Consider the following 20162-nt stretch of genomic DNA (forward strand, 5'->3'; position numbering starts at 1 on the left):
CGGCGCGAGCCGCCGCAAGGCGGTTTAAGGTTCAAGCAGCGGAAGGACGCGCGGACAGGACGGCGGAGTGTGAGCACAACGGTGGAGACCGGGCGGGCCAAGGAGGGCGGCTCCCCTGCTCCCGGGAAGCGGCGCAGGCGGTGGCTCGCGTGGACGGTCGTCGCGTTGCTGGCCCTGTGGGCCGTCATCAGGGTCGCCGGCATGGAGGGCGGCTCGTTCGTGACCCAGCTCATGACCGTGACCCCCATCGGGGCCGGCCTGGCGGCGCTGACCGCGATCCTGTCCCTGCTCAGGCGCAACCGCCCGGCCGCGCTCGCCGCGGCTCTCGTCTGCGCGGTGCTGGTGTCGGTCGTGACGCCGCGGGCCTTCAGTGCCGAGCAGCCGCCCGCCAAGGGCGCGCCGCTGCGGGTGCTGTCGGTCAACCTGTTCGGCCGCGGTGACGCGCAGACCGTCGTCGACCTGGTACGCAGGTTCGACGTCGAGGTGTTCAGCGCCCTGGAGCTCACCCCGGCCGAGGTCGAGCGCCTGGACGCGGCCGGGCTGAAGCAGCTCCTGCCGTACCGGGTGCTGCAGGCGGACTTCGGCGCCACCGGCAGCGGCATCTTCTCCAAGCATCCGGTGACGGAGCTGACCGGCCTGTTCACCCCGATCGGCCACAACATGCCCGCCGCCACCGTGGCGCTGCCCGGCGGCGGCAAGGTCGAGTTCGTGGCCATCCACCCCAATCCGCCGCTCGGGCGCATGGAGGCGGAGTGGAAGGCCTCCCTGCGCGCGCTCCCCCCGGCCTCGCCGTCGGCGATCCGGGTGCTGGCCGGCGACTTCAACGCCAGCCTCGACCACCGCGCCTTCCGCGACCTGCTCGACCGCGGTTACGTGGACGCGGCCGACCAGGTGGGCAAGGGCCTGATCCCGACCTGGCCGAACGGCCGGGCCGTGCCGCCCGTCATCTCCATCGACCACGTCCTGGCCGACCGGCGGGTGGCCGTGAACCGGGTCGAGATCGTGGACGTGCCCAGGACCGACCACCGCGGCGTCTTCGCCGAGCTGCGCCTGCCCTAACCGGCTCGGCGGGCCGGCGTCTCGTGGGTGGTGAGCCGCCGCTTCGAGCCGAGCACGACGGTCTCGCCGGTGAGCCGGACGGCGGCCCGCAGCGGCAGGTCCTCGGCGGAGGGCCCGGCGGACAGCACGATCGTCCCAGGCTCGACGATGCGCCGCAGGTCGGGACCGGTGTACGAGAACGCGTCCGCGGGCACCCCGAACGCCACCGCCCGCTCCTCCCCCGGCTCCAGCGCCACCCTGGCGAACCCGATGAGCTGCACGACGGGCCTGGCGACCTGCGCGACCGGGTCGGAGGCGTAGAGCTGCACGACCTCCTCCGCCGGCCTGGCGCCGGTGTTGCGCACCTTCACCAGGGCCTCGACCGAGCCGTCGGTGGGGCACTCGGCCGTGTCCGTCGTCATGGCCACGTACTCGACGGCCGAGTACGACAGGCCGTGCCCGAAGGCGTACGCCGGAGTGGGGTCCAGCACCGTGATGCCCTCCGCCCTCCTCCCCAGGGGCGGCTGGAGGTAGGTGGACGGGCTGATCGGCGGCGTGCCGGGGATCTGCACCGGCAGCCGCCCCGACGGGTTGACCCGCCCGCTCAGCACGCCCGCCACCGCGGCCGCACCCTCCACACCGGGGAAGAACGCCTGGACCAGCGCGGCCACCCGATCCTTGTAGGCGCCGAGCGCGTACGGCCGGCCCGAGACCACGACGAGCACGGTCGGCGTGCCGGTCGCGAGGACCGCTTCGACCAGGTCGGGCTGGAGTCCCGGCAGCCGCAGGTCGGCCACGTCGCAGCCCTCGCCCGACGTGCCCCCGCCGAACAGCCCCGCCCGGTCGCCGACGAACACGAGCGCGAGATCCGCCTCGGCCGCGACCTCGGCGGCCCCGGGGATCCCCGACGCGTCGTCGCCCGACACCTCGGCGCCGAGGCAGTGGCGCACCTCGGCGTAGGGGAACTCCAGCGCGAGGCTCTCCCTGATGGACGGGATGGGCAGGCCCATGCCGTGCTCCGGGTAGCGGTCGAGCACGTGGTTGGGGAAGGCGTAGCAGCCCATGAGGGTGCGCGGGTCGTCGGCGCACGGCCCGATGACGGCGAGCCGGGCGGTCGTGCCGGGGCCGATCGGCAGCAGGCCGTCGGGGTTGCTCAGGAGCACGATGGAACGTTCCGCGATCTCGGCGGCTATCCCGCGGTTGCGCGGGCTGTCCAGATCGACGTCGTCCGCGCCGTCGGGGACGAGCGGGCCGCCGTCCAGCAGGCCGAGCTCGATCTTCTGGCGCAGGACCCGGCGTACCGACTCGTCGACCAGCGCCTCCTCGACGTGACCCGCGCGGACCTTCGCGACCAGGTGCGCGCCGTACGACACCGTCTCGGGCAGCTCCACGTCGACGCCCGCCCGCAGCGCCACCTCCCCGGCCGCGGCGTCGTCCTCGGCCACCCGGTGCGTGGAGGCGAGGAACGGGACGGACCAGTAGTCGGACACCACGGTCCCGTCGAACCCCAGCTCATCCCGCAGCAGCCGCCGCAGCAGGTCGGCACTCGCCCCGACCGGCACGCCGTCGAGGTCGGTGTAGGAGCACATCACCGAACGCGCGCCGCCCTCGTGCAGCGCGACCTCGAACGGCGGGAGGATCACGTCGGCGAGCTCGCGCGGCCCGATGCTGACGGGGGCGTGGTTGCGGGCCGCACGCGAGGCCCCGTACCCGGCGAAGTGCTTCAGGGTGGCGATGATCCCGGCGCCTTCGAGGCCCCGCACGTAGGCCGTCCCGATCCGGCCCACCAGGCACGGGTCCTCGCCCAGGGACTCCTCCACCCGCCCCCAGCGGTAGTCGCGTACGACGTCGAGCACCGGCGACAGGCCCTGGTGCACGCCCGCGGCCCGCAGGTCGCCGCCGATGGCCGCGGCCATGCGCTCGACGAGCTCCGGGTCGAACGTGGCCGCCCAGGCCAGCGGGGTCGGGTACGCGGTCGCCCCGAACGTCGCGAACCCGGTCAGGCACTCCTCGTGGGCGATGGCCGGGATGCCGAGCCGGTTCGACGTGACCACGAGCTCCTGGAGCTTGCGCAGCCGGGCCGCGCCCTCGGCGGCGGACAGCGGGGCGGTGCCGTACACGCGGGTGAGGTGCCCGAGCCCGTGGGCCAGCTGCTCGTCCAGCCCTTCGGCCTTGTCGAAGCGGTCCTGCATGGGCGCCACGTTGCCGTGCTCGGGCCCGTTCTGCAGCCAGACGGAGCCGAGCTGCGCGACCTTCTCCTCCAGCGTCATCTCCGCGAGGAGGGACTCGACCCGTTCGCCGACCGTCCGCGCGCTGTCCCGCCAGGGTGCCAGACCCGGCGCGTTCACTGATGTCATGGCCTTCCTTCTGAAACCTTCGAAAGCTCATTCCGATCATTGAATTCGGACTCTAGGTGCCCACCGCAAAAGCCGTCAAGAATATTTCGATGGGTCGCCGAAACTTTCGGACTGCGGCGTTATCAAGGAAAATTGCGAGGAATCCGACCACGCTGCCGCGCAGGCACACTGGCCAGGTCAGCACCCCAGGACGCGCCTGGAAAAGATCGAGCGGGGGTCACCGCAACGGCAGGCGACTGTCACCGGAAGGCTAGCCCGAAAATGTGTTCGAGCGTGGAATTGTCGTCATGCCCCGGGACACCCCCGGGGCCGCCGACAGCGAGGGGAATGCCTTGCCCGTTCTGAGATCCTTACGCGTGGCCGCGCTCGCGCTGGTGAGCGCCGCCGCGCTCGTCCTGCCCGCCTTACCCGCTCAGGCCACGGGTCCCGACGTGGTCGTCCGGTGGAACCAGACGCTGCTCACCGCGGTGCGCACCGGCACGCTGGGGCCGCCGCTCGTGGCCAGGGCGCTGGCGATCGTGCACACCTGCGCCTACGACGCGTGGGCCGCCTACGACGCGGTCGCCGTCGGCACCCGGCTGGGCGGCTCGCTGCGGCGGCCCGCGGCGGAGCGCACCGATGCGAACAAGGCCAAGGCCGTCAGCTTCGCCGCCCACCTGGCGGCGGTCGACCTCTATCCGGCGCAGCGGGCCACGTTCGACGCGCTGATGACCGACCTGGGCTACGACCCGGCCGACACGTCGAGCGTCCCGGCGCAGACCGGCGTCACCGCCTGCCAGGCGGTGCTCGACTACCGCCACACCGACGGCTCCAACCAGCTCGGCGGCTACGCCGACACCACCGGCTACGCGCCCGTCAACGCCCCCGTGGTGGTGGCCGACCCGCTGACCTCGCTCAACGATCCCGGCCGGTGGGCGCCGCTGACGTTCGTCAACCGGGCCGGGGCGACGGTCACGCCGCCGTTCCTCGCGCCGCACTGGGGCCAGGTGGCCTCCTTCAGCGGCACCGCCCGCGGCCTCGCCGACGCCGTGCCCCCGCCGTACGCCTACGGCTCGTCCGGCTTCCGCACGCAGGCCGCCGAGATCGTGTCCATCACGGCCGCGCTGACCGACCGGCAGAAGTCGATCGCCGAATACTGGGCCGACGGCCCCAGCAGCGAGACGCCGCCCGGCCACTGGAGCCTGTTCGCGCAGCAGATCTCGGCGCGCGACCACTACGGTCTCGACCAGGACGTGAAGCTGTTCTTCGCGCTGGCCAACTCGGTCATGGACGCCGGGATCGCCTCGTGGGAGGTCAAGCGCGACCACGACTCGGGCCGCCCGATCACCGCGATCCGGTTCCTGTACAAGGGGCAGCAGATCCCGACGTGGGGCGGCCGGACGATCGACGGGGCCACGTGGGTGCCGTTCCAGGTGCCGACGTTCCCGACGCCGCCGTTCGCCGAGTACGTCTCGGGGCACAGCACGTTCAGCGGGGCGGCGGCCGAGGTGCTCAAGCGCTTCACCGGCGGTGACGCGTTCGGCGGGCAGGCCGTGGTGGCGAAGGGCTCGTCGCTGGTGGAGCCCGGGGTGACGCCGGCGCAGGACGTGACGTTGCGCTGGCCCACGTTCACCGCCGCGGCCGACGAGGCCGGGATCTCGCGCCGGTACGGCGGCATCCACTTCCGCCTGGGTGACCTGCAGGGCCGCGCCCTCGGCCGCGCGGTCGGCACGGCGGCCTGGGACCGCGCCAAGGCGTACTGGACCGGCCGCGGCTGACGCCCGCCCCATGACCACGGAGGCGCCCGCTCCACTGCGCTGAGAGCGGGCGCCTCTTCGTGCGGCGGGGCGTCAGGCCACGTTCTCCTGGGCCAACCGGTTGAGCGTCTCGAGGTCGAACGAGCCCGCCTTGACCGCCGTGGTGAACGACTCCCAGTCGCGGCGCGGTACTTCCAACACCGCGTCCGGGTTGTCGACGTGAATGAGCTCCACGTGGTCGTTGATCCGCTTGGCCTCGACGCGGCCGGCGACTTGACTCATACGCACTCCTTCCAATGCCCTGCGGGGATTCCACCCCGGCCACCCGTTCGCAGGAGGACCGGGGCGGATGCGGGAAGCCTTGCACCCCGAGGGGTGACCCGGCCACTGGGCCGGGGACGAGGGAGGTTGGAAAAACCCACTCACAGGAGGCGATCTCTTGACCCGGGACGCAAGATTGCCGACCCTCAGGGCGCACCAGTGGCCAGTGATGGACAAGTGTCTGTTAGAGCCTTTTAAGTGAGAAGTTAGTGGAGGGGCGTAAGTTCTCGATAAATCACAGCACAGCACCACAAAGAGGACACATCATGAACGTGACCCCAGAGCGGCGGACGCGCGTCCCGGAAAGCCGGAGCGTTCGCATCACGTAGAAGTTGATCATCCCGCTTACGGACGTTTCGAGCATTCTCGAAGCATTCCTCCGGAGATGTCTCCCCTGTCTACAGTCCTACCTGTGGGGGCCCAAGTAACACGCACCAAGGTGTGGAGCGAGCTGCGCGTGAGCTCCACTCCTCAGCTCTATATCTCCGTCTCGCCCAACCTGACCGTCCTCGCCATGATCGCCGACGCCCTCGCCGGCCGCCGCCGCGGCCTGCCCGAGCTCTGGCGGCGGGCGATCAGCTCGCGCGTCGGCCCGCTGGGCCACGAGGCCGTACGCCCGCTGGCCGCACCCGGCCACTCCGTCGCGCCGGACATCCTGGTGCCGCACACGCCCATCGGCCAGGACGTCTCCATGCAGGCCCAGATCAGCGCCCTGCACGACACGCCCCCTGACCACCTGATCAGGGACCTCGAGCAGGCGTTCGGCCCGGGGCCGCTGCCCCCGCACTGGCGGGCGGCGGCCGAGCGGCCGGCCCGCTGGCTGCTCGGCTACGCCGGCGCCTTAGCCGACGTCTGGAACACCACCGAGCCCCTGTGGAAGCGCGGCCGCCCGCTGCTGGACAGGGAGATCGAACGGGTCGGCGTCGCCACCGTGCGCGGCGGCCCGGAGCTGCTGCTCGGCGCGCTCAGCGACCGCCTCGTGTACGGCGAGCACGGCCTGCTCGTCCCGGACCTCGAACCCGGCACGTTCGAGCTGGGCGACCGCAAGATCGTCCTGGTGCCGATGCTGGCCGGCAAGGACGCCCTGATCCTCAGCATGGACAGCCCGGAGGCGGTGTGGATCGCCTACCCCGTGCGCGGGGCGGACTCGTTGTGGCGCAAGCCCCTCGCGCCGGCGGTGGACGAGCTGTCGGCGCTCGTGGGGCCGGTCCGCGCGGACCTGCTGTGCGCGCTCGACCAGCCCATGACCATGTCGATGCTGGCCACGGACATGAAGATCGCGCCCAGCGGCCTCACGTACCACTGCGACCGGCTGCGGGCCGGGCGGCTGATCACGCGCGAGCGCCGCGGGCGCGAGGTGTGGATCGCCCGCACCCATCGGGCGGACGAACTGCTGGAGCTGTTCCGGCGTTGACGGGAAGGAGCGGAATGCTCAAGTTCCAGCGCGACGCGCTGGCCACGTGCGCCGAGGCCGCCGGTGCGGCGTCCGGCGCGTTCTCGGGGATCAAGGGCCAGGCGCCGGGCGCGGCGGCGTTCGGGAACGTGTCCGGATCCGCGGCCATGGCCACGGCGGCGGCCGACCTGGCACGGGTCTCCGAGCTGGCGGCGAGGACCCTGGGCGGCCGGCTGGAGGCGGTCGAGCGCACGCTCGACGCCGTCCGGAGCACGGTCATCGAGGCCGATGGCGGCGCGGTTCGAGCATGAGCCCGCTCGACGAGGTCAGAGCCGCGCCGGGCGGCGCGGAGCTGGCCGAGCTGGCCGCCAAGGTGATCGGCGACCCGGGCGGGATCGCCGCGTCGGCGAACGCCTGGCGCACCGCCGCCGGCACCGGTCAGCGGCACACCGAGGCGATCCGCACCGCGACCGCCGGCGTGGGCGGCGCGTGGCAGGGCGGCAGCGCGGACGCGTTCGCCGGCTACATGGGCCAGGTGGTGCGCTGCGGCGACGGGCTGCGGCAGGCGCTGCAGGAGTGCGCGGGCCACCTCGACGCCGCCGCGAGCACCCTGCGCTCGGCGGAGTCGCGGGCGCTGGAGACCTGCCACGCCTACGCCGCCGCCGCGCAGGAGGTGCGGGGCCGCGAGCCGCGGCCCACCGAGGAGCAGGTCACCCAGAGCCTGAAACCCGCGCTCGACCAGGCCCGCGGCACGCTGCAGCAGCTCGTCGCCGACACCGGCACGGTCCTGTCCGACACGGCGGGAAAGATCCAGAAGGCGCTCGGCACGATCCCGGACGTCGCCGCCGAGCTGGGCGAGCCGGACGCGCAACCCTTCGCCCCCCGCGCGGGCAAACCGCTCGGCTGGTCGCCCGCGCAGCAGGGCCCGGGCACGACCGCGCTGGCCGCGACCACGGGCTCGTCGGGCGCCGGGTTCGGCGGGTACGGCACCAGCGGCCCGCCCCCGCCCGGCGGCGGACCCGCCCCTCCAGGGGAGATCGCCGGCTGGATCAGCCAGGCCATCGAGATCCTCAAGGCCAACGGCTACCCGGTCGAGAAGATGAACGTCAACGACATCTACACGATCATCCGGCACGAGTCCGGCGGCAATCCGAACAGCATCAACACCTGGGACTCCAACGCGGCCAGAGGCACGCCGTCCAAGGGGCTGATGCAGACGATCGACCCCACCTTCCAGCGGTGGAAGCTGCCGGGACACGACAACGTCTACAACCCGGTGGACAACATCATCGCGGGCGTCCGGTACGCCATCGAGCGCTACGGCTCGGTCTCGAACGTGCCCGGCGTGGTCGGGATGAAGACCGGCGGCGGCTACCGCGGCTACTGACCCGCGGCCTGCTGCCCCCTCCCTTCGAGCACGGGCTTGGCGGCCCTGGCCGGGTCGAGCACCGGCCCTTCGGGGATGAGCTGGAGCACGTTGGCGGGCACCGGGGTGGCCTGGCCTGGGGCGTAGCCGAGCTTGGCCAGCACGTCGGTGCCGGGCACGGCGTAGCGGCGGCCCTCGGCGGTGACCAGGTAGTAGGACTGGACCGCGTTCAGCTGCCCGTCGCCGGGCAGGACGCCGGCCAGCACCGCCCTGCCCGGCGGCAGGCGTACCAGGTCGGTGGCGTCGCCGCGCGGCTCGGGCAGCTTGGCGCCGGTGGTGAGCCGGACGCGGGTGGATCCGGTGCCCGTGTCGGCGTAGACGACGCAGATGGCACCGGCCGGGTCGTAGGCGGTCATGCGCGGCATGACCGCGGGCAGGCCGTCGGCGGGGACGGCGGTCCGCGAGTGGGGGGCGGCGTTGGCGGAGGCCGCGTCGACGGCGATCTCCCTGACCGCCCCGCCGCCGTAGGCCGCCCTGCTGTCGGGGTCGCTCAGCAGCAGCGTGGCCTGGGTCTGCGTGATGGGGGCCAGTCCGTCGTCCAGCAGCACGTACCAGCGGTCCTCGCCGCCGGCCACGCCGCCCGCGCGGAAGACCTGCCCCACGGCCGCCGTCCTGCCCCCGGGCCCCGCCACCGGCCGGCCGCGCCCGCGGACGTCCGGCGCGGCCAGGTCGGGCCCTTCGGGCAGCGCGTTCAGCCAGGCCACGGGCACGGCGGCGGGGACGGCCGAGCTGAGCCCGCGGGCGATGCCGGTGGGGACGCGCATGCGGGCGCCCCGCCAGATCGCCCACCGCTGGCCGCCCACGTCGACCAGCAGCGCGTTCCCCTCCGCGAGCGGCGTGCCGCCGAGGTCGCGCCCGGCGACCAGCGTCACGTACGGCTTGCGCCCGGTCGGTTCGGCGCGCTCCTGGACGCAGGCCGCCCAGGGGCCGCGGGCCAGGTTCGCGGGGCCGGGAAGCGAGTCGGGGGCCTCGGGGATGCCGATGAGGGCGCCGCGCTCGTACTTGGCCAGCGCCTCCCGCGCGACGACGCGCTCCTTGACGTCCTGGGAGGCGAGCACGAGGCGGGCGGAGGCGTAGTTGGCGACGGGGATGAGCCGGCGCTGCTCCTGGCTGTAGACGAACCTGGCGCCGGTCTCGCGCTCGATGATCAGCGTGCCGGGCTCCTCCAGCGCCTTCGTGCCGCCCGGGCGCAGCAGGCCGAAGACCGCGAAGCCGACGCAGAGCAGGACCGCGACCATGATGCCGGCGAGGAAGCCGATGTTCTGCCGGCGGAGCGGCCATTCGGGCTGGTTCGGCTGGGCGCGCAGGAGCGCCAGGCCGATGCGCTGAACGGTGAGGCGGTACGCCTGATAAAGGTCGCGCTGGCTGTGCAACTCCCGCCCCTTGGATCACATGACTCCCCTACTTAACCCAATTTATCGGGATAAATAGGGAGAAGCTGCATGGTTTCGTAATTGAGAATGATCAATGACCAGTGAATGACGTACCTGTCCCGCGCGCCCGGCACGTTACAGGCTGATGATCGTGAATCCGGATACGCGTTATATCACCCCCGACGCGATCGGCGAGGTCCGGCGGGGCATCAGGGACGACCTCCTGCCGGTTTTCGACGAGGTGCGCCAGATCTTCGAGCAGAACCGGGCGGTCGGCTTCCCCGGCTGGGGGCCGCTGGGCGAGTGGACGGTCGGGGCACTGTACCGGTCGCTGATCGACTCGTTCGTCCGCGACACCGAGACCGCGCTCGCGGTGATGCGGAAGTGGGAGGGCGAGGACCTGGCCTTCGCCGAGCGCAACTGGCGCACCGCCGAGGACCTGATCGTCCAGCGGGTGAAGAAGCCGTGAGGCCCAGGGTGGCCGGGCGCGCCCGGGACGGCTCTCCCCTGCGCCTGTCGAAGAACCCGCCCGACCCCGAGGCCGTGCAGGGCATCCTGCGCAAGGCGGCCAGGATGGAGCCGTCGGTCGTGGTCGGCATGCTGGCCACCGTTCCCGCGGTCGCGAACGTGCCCGGCATCTGGGAGGCGGCCGCCAACCTCCAGGCGGGCGCGGGCGGGCGGCTCGACAAGGGCGCGAACAACTCGATGACCATGGTGATCAACAACTCGGGGCAGAACTGGGTCGCCGGGGACCAGAAGGAGTTCGCGAGCGCGGCCAACCGGCTGCGGGCCGAGCTCGACGCCTTCCGCACCAACGTGCAGTGGGTGGCCGGGCACGTGGACAGCATCGGTGACGGATTCATGGTCTATTGGGGCGCTGCGGCCAAGATCGCGCAGGAGACGTACCTGCGGCTGGCCGCGCTGCAGGTCCTCGCGCTGGCGCCGCAGACCAGGCTGGCCGCAAGGATCGCCATGCGCAGGACGGGGGTCCAGGCGAGCGCGTCGCTGACCGCCTCGACCGGCGCGCTGAAGCGCTTCCTCGGCTCGCTCGGGCTCAAGGACGTGCTGGGCGGCGTCGCGGCGGGCGTCGGCGGGACGGCGGCCGTGCAGCTCGCCTTCATGCGCCCGACCGGCGCCGCGGCGATCGACTTCGGCACGGGGGCCGTCGACCCCGCGAAGGCGGGGACGTTCGCCGCCCCTCCGCAGGGGCAGCCGCTCCCGCCCGGCACGGGGTCCTTCCCGTGGACGGTCAAGGCGCCGGGCGGCGACATGAGCCTCGAGGACGTGGTCAAGAGCCGTAGCTAGCTCACCAGCCCGCGGATGGTCTCGTACAGGTCCATCACGGCCAGCGCCAGCGGGATCAGGGCGATCATCAGCAGGATGTCGAAGATGTCGCCCACCCGGCCCCAGAAGGGGGACGGCCGCGCGGACGTCAGCCACAGCGCCGTCCCCACCACGGCCAGGGCGAGCACGACCAGCCCGGGGACGATCCCGTAGAGCACCACCCCGTCGGCCGCCGTGACCACCGCCGTGACCACCGCGGCCGCGGCGGGCAGGGCCACCCCCAGCAGGGCCGCGGTCAGCAGCCAGGCCCGCTGGCCGCGGCCCTCGAACACGCGGGCCCGCATGAGCAGCGACAGCGACAGCACGGCGCTCATCGCGAACGCGGCCCAGGTGCCCGCCACCGTCAGCAGCACCTGGGCGGCGAGCACGATCACCGCCACGCCGGCGACCAGCCCCGTGCAGAAGCGGTCGGCCACCACGGTCTTGTCGATCACCAGCTCGCCGTCCAGGTCGCCGCTCTCGCGGCGCAGCTCCTCCGCCGTCGTCGGCAGCGCGGGCAGCGGCATGCCCGCCAGCCGGAACGACAGCGAGGGGATCGCCGTGGTCAGCCCCACCGCGAGGGCCGCGAGCACCGCCACCACCCCGGCCGCGGGCAGGTCGAAGGCCATGACCAGCCCGGACGCCAGCAGCCCGGACAGCGCGGCGGCGGCCACGCCGAGGAACGTGGGCAGCCCCTGGGCGACCGCGAACCCGGTCGCCGTGGCCAGCATCAGCACCACGCCGCAGGCCGACAGCAGGGTGTCCGGCTGGACGACGGCCGCCGAGGCCGGTCCGGTCAGGCCCGCGACGAACCCGTACGGCAGGGCCGCGTACCCGATCACCGCGCCCGCCCGCGCGTCGCCGAGGGCCCGCGACAGCGCCACGGCCACCAGCAGCAGGACCAGCGCGACGGCTCCCGCGACGAGGGCCGTGGGCAGCCAGGGCGGGCCGGTCGCCAGAAGTGCGGCGGCGCCCGCGCCGAGCAGGGTGGCGGCGGCGCGCAACCCGTAGGCCCTGGTCGTGGCGGGCTGCCAGCGGCCGGTGCGCTCCAGCACGCCGGTCGCCACCGCGTCGGCGACGTCGTCGAAGACGACCTCCGGCAGCTCGTGGCCGCGCGGCCGCAGGTGCAGCATCTCGCCGTCGTGCACGGCCAGCTCCGACAGCGTCGCGTTCACGTCGAACGGCGGGCCGCCCAGGCGTTGGAGCACCCAGCCGCCGTGGGCCAGGCCCGCCTCCGCGAGCCCTTCGCCGGCGACGCGCAGCAGGGTAGGCAGCAGGTTGCCGAGCGGGATGTCCGGCGGCAGGCCCAGGTCCAGGAATCCACGCGGGGTCACGACGGTGACCCGGCACAGGTCGGTTCCGGTGGCGCTCACCCGGACGAGTGTATGGATCGGACACCGAACGCGACGGGCTTAATACGTACAGGAAATTTGAAATATCGCCTGTTTCGCTACGTCAGCGACTTGTATGGCGTCGTGAGCGGCAGCCTGATCGTGGTCCGCAGGCCCGAGCGGCGCCGGCCACCCGAACCTCCCGGCGGCGAGGTCCTGCTGGAGTCCCCGCCCGAGGTCCCCGAGACGGTGACGGGCGGCGGGCTGACCCAGCTTCTGACGTACCTGCCGATGCTGGCGGGCGCGGGCGCGATGGCGCTGATGTTCACCGGCGGGTCCACGAACAACCCGATCATGCTGGTCTCCAGCGGCCTGTTCGCGGTCTCGATGATCGGCATGACCGTGGGGCAGATGATGCGCGGCGCGGGCGAGCGCAAGAGCCAGCTCAACGGCCAGCGCCGCGACTACTACCGCTACCTGGAGCAGGTCAGGAAGCGGGTCCGGGCCGCCGCCGCGCAGCAGCACAAGGTCATGACCTGGAGCCATCCGGACCCGGCCGCCCTGTGGTCGCTGGTGATGACAACCCGGCTGTGGGAGCGGCGGCCCCGCGACGACGACTTCGCCCAGATCAGGATCGCCACCTCGGCGCAGCGGCTGGCGCTGCCGCTGATCCCGCCGGAGACCAAGCCGATCGAGGACCTCGACCCGGTGACGGCGGGAGCGCTGCGGCGGTTCGTGCGCACGCACGCCACCGTGCCCGGGCTGCCGGTGGCGCTGGCGTTGCACTCGTTCGCCAGGATCGTGATCACGGGCGACCCGGCGGCGGCGCGCGGGCTCGTACGGGCCCTGCTGGCCCAGGCGGCGGCGCTGCACTCGCCGGAGGACCTGCGGATCTCGGTCTGCGCGGGCGCCGAACGGGCCCGCGAGTGGGAGCCGGTCAAGTGGCTGCCGCACGCCCTGCACCCCACCGAGGAGGACGGGGCCGGCCCCGTGCGGCTGGTCTCGGGGGATCTGGGCGAGCTGGACGACCTGCTGGGGTTCGAGCTGAAGGACCGGCCGCGCTTCAGCAAGGGGCTCTCGCCGGACGCGCTGCCGTACCACGTGGTCGTCATGGACGGCGGCACCGTGCCCGCGGGCAGCCAGCTCGGCCTGGACGTCATCGAAGGCGTGACCGTGATCGACGTCGGCGGCAGCACCGCGCAGGTGCCCGCGCAGCTCACGCTGCGGCTGGAGGTCGGCGCGGACGAGGTGGTCCGGGTCGCCGAGGACGAGCTCGGCAAGGAGGTCCGGTCGGGTCTGGGGCGGCCGGACCGGCTCGACCCGCCCGCGTTCGCCGCCCTGGTCAGGCAGCTCGCGCCGATGCGGACCGGCTCGGGGGCGGGCGCGGAGGAGGTGCGGGACGTCTTCGCCACGAACACGACGCTCACCGAGCTGCTGCGGATCGGCGACGCGCGGCGGCTCGCGCCCGCCCAGACGTGGCAGCCCCGCCCGGTCAGGAACCGGCTGCGCGTCCCGATCGGCCTGGGCGCCGACGGGCGGCCCGTCGAGCTGGACATCAAGGAGGCCGCCCAGGGCGGCATGGGACCGCACGGGCTCGTGGTCGGCGCGACCGGCTCCGGGAAGTCGGAGCTGCTGCGCACGCTCGTGCTCTCGCTGGCGATCACGCACTCCTCCGAGACCCTGAACTTCGTGCTCGTCGACTTCAAGGGCGGCGCCACCTTCCTCGGGCTGGACACGCTGCCGCACGTCTCGGCGGTCATCACGAACCTGGAGGACGAGCTGCCGCTGGTGGACCGCATGCACGACGCGCTCCACGGCGAGCTGGTACGCCGCCAGGAGCTGCTGCGGGCGGCCGGCAACCACGCCTCGCTGCGGGACTACGAGCAGGCCCGCGAGCAGGGTGCGAACCTGCGGCCGATGCCGACGCTGTTCATCGTGCTGGACGAGTTCAGCGAGCTGCTGTCGGCCAAGCCGGAGTTCATCGAGCTGTTCGTGATGATCGGGCGGCTCGGCCGGTCGCTGGGCGTGCACCTGCTGCTGGCCTCGCAGCGGCTGGAGTCGGGGCGGCTGCGCGGGCTCGACACGCACCTGTCGTACCGGATCGGCCTGCGGACGTTCTCGGCGGCCGAGAGCCGGGCCGTGCTGGGGGTGGCGGACGCGTACTCGCTGCCGCCGGAGCCGGGCAACGCCTACCTGATGTTCGAGACCACGGGCATGACGCGGTTCAAGGCGGCGTACGTGTCGGGGCCGTACCAGCTCGCCTCGGCGCAGGGACCGGCGGTGACGGCGCGCGCCGGGCACCGCGGGAAGATCGTCTGGTACGGCCCCGAGCGGGTGCCGATGCCGCCCGTCGAGCAGGCCCCGCCGGTGGTGGCAGAGCCCGGAAAGCAGGGCAAGAAGGACAGCCTGCTGGAGATCGTGGTGGGCCGGCTGGCCGGGCAGGGGCCCGCGGCGCACCGGATCTGGCTGCCGCCGCTCAAGGAGGCCGCCTCGCTCGACCAGCTGCTGCCGCCCGTCGAGGTCTCGCCGGAGCACGGGCTGACGGCCGCGGGCACCGCCCAGGACCGGCCGGGGCGGCTGCACGCCGTGGCGGGGATCGTGGACAGCCCGTTCGACCAGCGGCGGGACCCGTACTGGCTGGACCTGTCGGGGGCGGCGGGCAACGTCGCGATCGTCGGCGCGCCGCAGACCGGCAAGAGCACGCTGCTGCGCACGCTGATCGCCTCGCTCGCGGTCACGCACACCCCCAAGGAGGTGCAGTTCTACTGCCTGGACTTCGGCGGGGGCACGCTGTCCTCGCTGACCGGGCTGCCGCACGTCGGCGGGGTGGCCAACCGGCTGGACGCCGACGCGGTACGCAGGACGGTCGCCGAGGTCAAGACGCTGCTCGACCGGCGTGAACGGCTGTTCGTCGAGCGCGGGATCGACTCCATGGCCACCTACCGGAGGATGGTCGCCTCGGGCGCCTTCGAGGGTGACGGCTGGGGCGACGTGTTCATCGTGGTGGACGGCTGGGCGATCCTGCGCCAGGAGTACGAGCTGCTCGAACCCGACCTCGGCGACCTGGTGACCCGGGGCCTGGGGTTCGGCATCCACGTGATCGGCACCGCGAACCGGTGGATGGAGTTCAGGGCCGGGGTGCGCGACCTGCTCGGCACCCGGCTGGAGCTGCGGCTCGGCGACTCCTTCGACTCCGAGATCGACCGCAAGGCGGCCTCGAACGTGCCCGAGCGGGCCCCCGGGCGCGGGCTCACCCGCGAGGCCCTGCACTTCCTGGCCGCACTGCCGCGCATCGACGGCCGCTCCACCGTGGACGACCTCGCCGACGGGGTCGCCGCCCTGGTCGAGGCCGCCGCGGCGGCCTGGCGCGGGCATCCGGCGCCTCCCGTACGGCTGCTGCCCGCCCTGCTGCCCGCGCACACCCTGCCCGCTCCCCCGCAGGGCGGCACGCGCGTCCCGATCGGGATCGACGAGGCCGCGCTGGCGCCCGTCCTGCTGGACTTCGACGCCGACCCGCACTTCGTGGTGTTCGGCGACACGGAGAGCGGCAAGACCAACCTGCTGCGGGTGCTCGCCCGGGGTATCGCGGCCGGGAAGACGCCGCTGGAGGCGCGGTTCATCGTCATCGACTACCGGCGCTCGCTGCTGGACGCGACCGACACCGAGCACCGCATCGGGTACGCGGCCTCCAGCGCCGCCGCCGCGGAGTTGCTCAAGGGCGTCCAGGAGGTGATGCAGACGCGCCTGCCGCCGCCGAACCTCACCTCGGAGCAGCTGCGGACGCGGAGCTGGTGGACCGGCCAGGACCTGTACGTCATCGTGGACGACTACGACCTCGTGGCGACCTCGGCCAACCCGCTGTCCGTGCTCGGCGAGCTGCTGCCGCAGGCCAGGGACATCGGGCTGCACCTGGTCCTGGCACGCGCCATGGGCGGGGCCGGGCGGAGCATGCTGGACCCGATCGTGCGGCGGCTGAAGGAGATGAACTCGCCCGCCGTGATGCTGTCGGGCCCTCGGGACGAGGGCCAGCTGTTCGGGAACGTGCGCCCGCGCCAGCTCCCGCCGGGGCGCGGGCTCTACGTGGACCGGCGGTCGGGCGAGAAGCTCGTGCAGACCGCCTACCTCGACCCTGGCCTTTAACGGTCCAGGTCGCGCTCGATGCGGCCCAGCTCGGCCACCGCCTGGTCCATGGCCTGCTCGTACGCCTCCCGTGCTTCCCGCATGCGCAGGTCGGCAGGGTTGTTCTCGGCGGCCAGGTCCAGCGGGCCCTCCCCCAGGACGTCCCCGAGGAGCTCGGTCGATTTGGCCTGCATGTCGGCCAGGGCGTCGGCGATCAGCACCAGGATCGTCTCGGCGAGGCGCTGCGAGCCCCAGCGCATGGCCCTCGGGTCGATGTCCAGCCCGGTGACGCCCTGCGCCGAGCACTCGACCCGTACCAGCTTGTCCGGGTCCTGCGCGGACCCCTTGACGGCGAGAACCTGATCGTAGAGGTCGTCCAGCCCGCCCGCGGGCCGCTGGGCCTCGGCGATCAGCCGATCCATGGCACTCTCGTCGAACGTCGTCATGCCTTCACCCCCGGAGTCGGAGCCTCGAGTTTCGTACCGCTGAACTGGTCGGCGACCGCCGACTGTCCGATCATCCCGGCCGTGACGGCCGCGGCGCCGCCCACGAGCGCCTGCTTGGCGGGTGACATCTGCACCAGCTTCTGCGCCACCTTGCCCAGCACGCCCTTGCCGCCCTCCGCGAACGCCCGCGCCCTGGCGGCGATCGCGCCGGCCTGGTGGTCCGCCCGGCGGCCGAAGCCGGTGGCGGCCACCTCCGAGGCGACCCTCGTGAACGCGTTCATCTGGGCGACCTTGCGCATCACCCCGGCGGTGAGGATGCTCGCGCCGGTGAGGAAGACGGCCTTGCCGACGACGTCGTACACGCCGGCCGTGAGGCGCAGGGTGTCGGCGGAGGCCTTGGGCGAGGCGGACTTGTCGGCGGCGTCGTCGGAGTACCGCTGCACGGTGCCCTTGTAGAGCTCGGCGCTGGGGGCGGTCCACTCGACGTTCCTGACGGAGCCGTCCACGGTCTTCGGGTGCGCCCGCAGGGCCCCGGCCAGCGCCTCCCACGCCTCGGCCGCCGCCCGCTGCTGGGCGGTGTCACCGTACGTGAGGGGCAGGACCAGGGTGGCGTAACGGGCGCGGCCCCAGCCGAGGAGCAGGGAGCCTCTCACGGCCATCGCCGAGCCCTCGATGACGGACCACGGTTGTTCGATCATTTTTCACGTCCTGGTGATGTCGGCGGCCGTCCGGCCGGCGGTGCCGTCGCCGTCCACGTAGGTGTTGGCCGTGCCGTATGCCTTGTCGTGGATGCCGGACACCTCGGCCCGCTTGGCCGTCAGATACGTCAGCGCGGCCCGCTTGACGTCGTCGAACGCCTGCCCCAGCGAGCCGCCGAGCAGGCCGAACGCGCCGTAGGCGCCGGAGGAGAGATCGACGTGCCCGATGGCCGAGGACATCCGTTCCAGGTCCCGCATGGGGGCGGCGGCCATGTTCCGGCCCATCTCGCGGATGGAGTCGACCTGCGTCGCCACGAAGTCGCCGGACATGGCCTCACCCCACCACCGGCGGGCCGTGCACGACCTCGGGGCGGAAGAAGTCGTCGTCGGCGTCCTTCGCCGCGGTCGACCTGCGGGCGTTCTGCCCGCCGTCCGCGGGCCCGCCCATGGGCAGGAACGGCATGCCGCCGGAGGCCGTCGCGCCGGGCTCGGCCCCTGCCACGGGCGACCTGGCCGGGGGCCATGAGCCGTCCACGACCGGCACGCTGCCCGGCCGCACGGACGGCCCGGACGGCCCCGGCTCCTGAGCGGCACTCGTGCCCGGATCGGCAGGGCGGCCCTGGTACGGGTCCGCCGGTCGATTCGTCCCCGGGCGGCCCGGGTTGACCGGGTTGACCGGTGGCCTCGTGGCCTCGGCCGGAATGGTCCCTGTCGTGCGGGGATCGCGTCCGGCCGGGGTGGGGGCCGTGCCGGGCGGTGGCAGCAGCCCGGCGGGCGGCACTGTCCCGGCCGGGGCGGGTTGCCCGCCTCCCACGGCGGGCGGCACGCCCGGCCAGTTCGCCAGGGAGGTGGGCGGTGACGCCCCCGCGGGCGCACCCGGTACCGCAGCTTGACCGGGTAGCGGGCCCGCGGGAGTCAGTGGCTGGCCGGGCGTGCCGGCCAGATCGGTGCGGGACCGCACCGGCACCGTGCTCTCGAACGGCAGGTCGCCGCTCCGCGCCGGCACCGAGGCGGGGCCGACCGGCGGCGGCAGGTAGGGGGCCGGCGAGGCCAGCTCCGGGTCCCACGCCAGGGCGTCCGGCATGGCCGTGTACGCCCGCTGGTAGACGCCGTTGAGCTGCTGCATGAAGGCCCGCGCGTCCGCGTCCGGATCGTTGAGCGGCTCCATCGACCCGGCGCCCATGCCGCTCGCCTCCACCCAGTACTCCTGCTGTTCCGTGGCCTTGTCGAAGCGCTCCTTGGCCGAGGCCAGCTCGCCGCCCACCGTCTCCAGCCCGGGCGGGACGCCGTCCACACCGTTGCGCAGCGACTGCAGGTACGCCTGGAGCCGGTTCATGCGCGTGAGCATGGCCCTGGCGGACTCCCCGCCCCAGTTCCCGTCGGCCACCAGCCGCGCCGCGCTGTCACCCAGCGCCGCGATCGTGTCGGTGAGCAGCTGGGACGTCTTCTTGTACGCGTCCACGACCGGCGCGAACTCCTCCGGCCCGGTCCCCATCACCAGCCGCCGGATCTCCTCGCGCCCGCCGTACGCGTTGACGTTCCCGCCCTGCAGGCAGCCGTGCTTGATCGGTTGTGGTTGCGGCAACGGGTCCCCTCACATCACGTACGCGGCACCGCGCCCGCGGCCCGCTGGTCGGCGTCCCGCACGGTGTTCGCGGTGGCGGCCAGGTCGTCGACGATCCGCTGGACCTGCTCCATGACGAACTGCAGCGAATCGCCCGTCGCCACCCGGGCCCTGCGCACGGTCTCGCCGTACCCCTGGGCGATGTCCCAGCTCCCCGGGGCGGCCGGCGACAGGTCCGGCACCTGGTACACAGCCGCGCGCAACCGGGGCAGCAGGCTGTTGCCGAGCTTGCCCGCCACGTCGATGAGGGCCTCCGGCTTGCACATCGCCGTGCCGCCCGCGGTGGCCGGGTCGATGAGAGGCTGATCCACCGGCCTCAGGTGCCCCAGCGGCGGATGTTCATGGCCTCCGCGTCGCGCATGATCTCCGTGGCGTCGTGCAGGGCGGGGCCGAAGCGCTGCATGGTGTCACCCATGGCCACGACCGCGTTGTTCCACTGCTCCTTGGCCGTCCGGTAGACCTCCTTGGCGGAGCCGTCCCAGGTCTCCAGGACCTTGAGGTCGTCTTCGAGGTCGGCCAGTTCGCCGACCAGATTGGCGTAGGCCCGGCCCAGTTCCGACGCGATCTCGTCCATCTCGTCGAAATTGGCGAGGATGATGTCTCCGCCACCCGTCATGGTGATTCTCCGTTCGTCAGAGCTGGCCGCCGCCGAGCGCGGCCTTGAGCCTGGTGGCGACCTCGCTGGCCTGGGTGTTCGCCTCGGTGTACGTGATGCCCGAGCTCTTGAGGTTCTCCGCGATCGTGTGCAGCGCGTCGATGACCTTCTTGAACTGCGGGTTCCATTCGTCGAGGACCTGGCGGTAGACGTTCGCGGACTCGCCTTGCCAGGCGGCGCCGAGCGTCGCGGGAATCTGGGTGAGCCTGTTGTGAATCTGCGTGATGTTCTGGTGTGCGATGAGCGCGCGTTCTGCCGCGCTGTGCTGGCTGCCCTCTTGATAACGTGTCGGCTCTGCCACGTGCACCTCTCGGATCTCGTG

The 20162-nt window shown here is 73.0% G+C and carries 19 protein-coding genes; 8 read left to right on the forward strand and 11 right to left on the reverse strand.

Annotated elements, in window-relative coordinates; all coding sequences use genetic code 11:
* Positions 1-69: 69 nt before the first annotated feature.
* Positions 70-1059, forward strand: coding sequence for an endonuclease/exonuclease/phosphatase family protein (locus tag ACWDRB_RS42330; protein ID WP_355201178.1), 990 nt, complete (start codon positions 70-72; stop codon positions 1057-1059).
* Here the strand turns inward: ACWDRB_RS42330 and ACWDRB_RS42335 are convergent.
* Positions 1056-3395, reverse strand: a complete 2340-nt coding sequence (locus tag ACWDRB_RS42335; protein ID WP_449903727.1) for a beta-xylosidase/alpha-l-arabinosidase — start codon at positions 3393-3395, stop codon at positions 1056-1058. The two genes, ACWDRB_RS42330 and ACWDRB_RS42335, sit on opposite strands and share 4 nt — an antisense overlap.
* Before the next feature lie 332 nt (positions 3396-3727).
* Here ACWDRB_RS42335 and ACWDRB_RS42340 point away from each other — a divergent pair, with 332 nt between their 5' ends.
* Positions 3728-5152 (forward strand): vanadium-dependent haloperoxidase, encoded by a 1425-nt coding sequence (locus tag ACWDRB_RS42340; RefSeq protein ID WP_449903730.1) that lies wholly within the window; start codon positions 3728-3730, stop codon positions 5150-5152.
* Positions 5153-5224: 72 nt separating this feature from the next.
* Here ACWDRB_RS42340 and ACWDRB_RS42345 read toward each other — a convergent pair whose 3' ends face one another.
* Complete coding sequence (locus ACWDRB_RS42345) at positions 5225-5413, reverse strand: hypothetical protein (protein WP_350733938.1); 189 nt, start codon at positions 5411-5413, stop codon at positions 5225-5227.
* A gap of 451 nt (positions 5414-5864) precedes the next feature.
* Here ACWDRB_RS42345 and ACWDRB_RS42350 point away from each other — a divergent pair, with 451 nt between their 5' ends.
* Genes ACWDRB_RS42350 through ACWDRB_RS42360 form a run of 3 tightly spaced genes read left to right on the forward strand, consistent with a single transcriptional unit; the run spans position 5865 to position 8232 of the window.
* The gene (locus tag ACWDRB_RS42350; protein WP_363966854.1) at positions 5865-6866 is read left to right on the forward strand and encodes an ArsR/SmtB family transcription factor; all 1002 of its coding nucleotides are present in this window, start codon (positions 5865-5867) and stop codon (positions 6864-6866) included.
* A 14-nt stretch (positions 6867-6880) separates the two neighbouring features.
* Entirely contained in the window at positions 6881-7156 is a 276-nt protein-coding gene (locus ACWDRB_RS42355) for a hypothetical protein (RefSeq protein ID WP_363966856.1), read from the forward strand.
* A complete protein-coding gene (locus ACWDRB_RS42360; protein ID WP_449903733.1) occupies positions 7153-8232 on the forward strand; it encodes a transglycosylase SLT domain-containing protein in 1080 nt (359 codons plus the stop codon). The genes ACWDRB_RS42355 and ACWDRB_RS42360 overlap by 4 nt, the downstream gene beginning before the upstream one ends.
* Here the strand turns inward: ACWDRB_RS42360 and eccB are convergent.
* On the reverse strand, positions 8226-9644 hold the full coding sequence (gene eccB / locus ACWDRB_RS42365) for a type VII secretion protein EccB (protein WP_449903735.1): 1419 nt from the start codon (positions 9642-9644) through the stop codon (positions 8226-8228). The genes ACWDRB_RS42360 and eccB overlap by 7 nt on opposite strands.
* Positions 9645-9795: 151 nt before the next feature.
* Here eccB and ACWDRB_RS42370 point away from each other — a divergent pair, with 151 nt between their 5' ends.
* On the forward strand, positions 9796-10113 hold the full coding sequence (locus ACWDRB_RS42370) for a hypothetical protein (RefSeq protein ID WP_350733947.1): 318 nt from the start codon (positions 9796-9798) through the stop codon (positions 10111-10113).
* Positions 10110-10949: a hypothetical protein gene (locus ACWDRB_RS42375; protein WP_449903739.1), complete on the forward strand. Its 840-nt coding sequence runs from the start codon at positions 10110-10112 to the stop codon at positions 10947-10949. Before ACWDRB_RS42370 ends, ACWDRB_RS42375 begins: the two co-directional genes overlap by 4 nt.
* Here ACWDRB_RS42375 and eccD read toward each other — a convergent pair.
* Positions 10946-12340 (reverse strand): type VII secretion integral membrane protein EccD, encoded by a 1395-nt coding sequence (eccD, locus tag ACWDRB_RS42380; RefSeq protein WP_449903741.1) that lies wholly within the window; start codon positions 12338-12340, stop codon positions 10946-10948. The two genes, ACWDRB_RS42375 and eccD, sit on opposite strands and share 4 nt — an antisense overlap.
* A 102-nt stretch (positions 12341-12442) precedes the next feature.
* Here eccD and eccCa point away from each other — a divergent pair, with 102 nt between their 5' ends.
* Complete coding sequence (eccCa, locus tag ACWDRB_RS42385) at positions 12443-16438, forward strand: type VII secretion protein EccCa (protein ID WP_449903743.1); 3996 nt, start codon at positions 12443-12445, stop codon at positions 16436-16438.
* Here the strand turns inward: eccCa and ACWDRB_RS42390 are convergent.
* The 7 genes from ACWDRB_RS42390 to ACWDRB_RS42420 are packed head-to-tail and all read right to left on the reverse strand — an operon-like array spanning position 16435 to position 20141.
* Positions 16435-16863, reverse strand: coding sequence for a YbaB/EbfC family nucleoid-associated protein (locus tag ACWDRB_RS42390; RefSeq protein ID WP_449903745.1), 429 nt, complete (start codon positions 16861-16863; stop codon positions 16435-16437). The genes eccCa and ACWDRB_RS42390 overlap by 4 nt on opposite strands.
* On the reverse strand, positions 16860-17561 hold the full coding sequence (locus ACWDRB_RS42395) for a hypothetical protein (protein ID WP_449903749.1): 702 nt from the start codon (positions 17559-17561) through the stop codon (positions 16860-16862). Before ACWDRB_RS42395 ends, ACWDRB_RS42390 begins: the two co-directional genes overlap by 4 nt.
* Positions 17562-17564: 3 nt before the next feature.
* Positions 17565-17891: a hypothetical protein gene (locus tag ACWDRB_RS42400; RefSeq protein ID WP_449903752.1), complete on the reverse strand. Its 327-nt coding sequence runs from the start codon at positions 17889-17891 to the stop codon at positions 17565-17567.
* A 4-nt stretch (positions 17892-17895) separates the two neighbouring features.
* Positions 17896-19146, reverse strand: coding sequence for a hypothetical protein (locus ACWDRB_RS42405; protein WP_449903754.1), 1251 nt, complete (start codon positions 19144-19146; stop codon positions 17896-17898).
* Positions 19147-19160: 14 nt separating this feature from the next.
* Positions 19161-19496, reverse strand: coding sequence for a hypothetical protein (locus ACWDRB_RS42410; protein ID WP_449903756.1), 336 nt, complete (start codon positions 19494-19496; stop codon positions 19161-19163).
* Positions 19497-19501: 5 nt separating this feature from the next.
* The gene (locus tag ACWDRB_RS42415; protein ID WP_350733964.1) at positions 19502-19801 is read right to left on the reverse strand and encodes a WXG100 family type VII secretion target; all 300 of its coding nucleotides are present in this window, start codon (positions 19799-19801) and stop codon (positions 19502-19504) included.
* A gap of 16 nt (positions 19802-19817) precedes the next feature.
* On the reverse strand, positions 19818-20141 hold the full coding sequence (locus ACWDRB_RS42420) for a WXG100 family type VII secretion target (RefSeq protein WP_192791395.1): 324 nt from the start codon (positions 20139-20141) through the stop codon (positions 19818-19820).
* Positions 20142-20162: the final 21 nt, after the last annotated feature.

Source organism: Nonomuraea sp. NPDC003707, assembly GCF_053587055.1.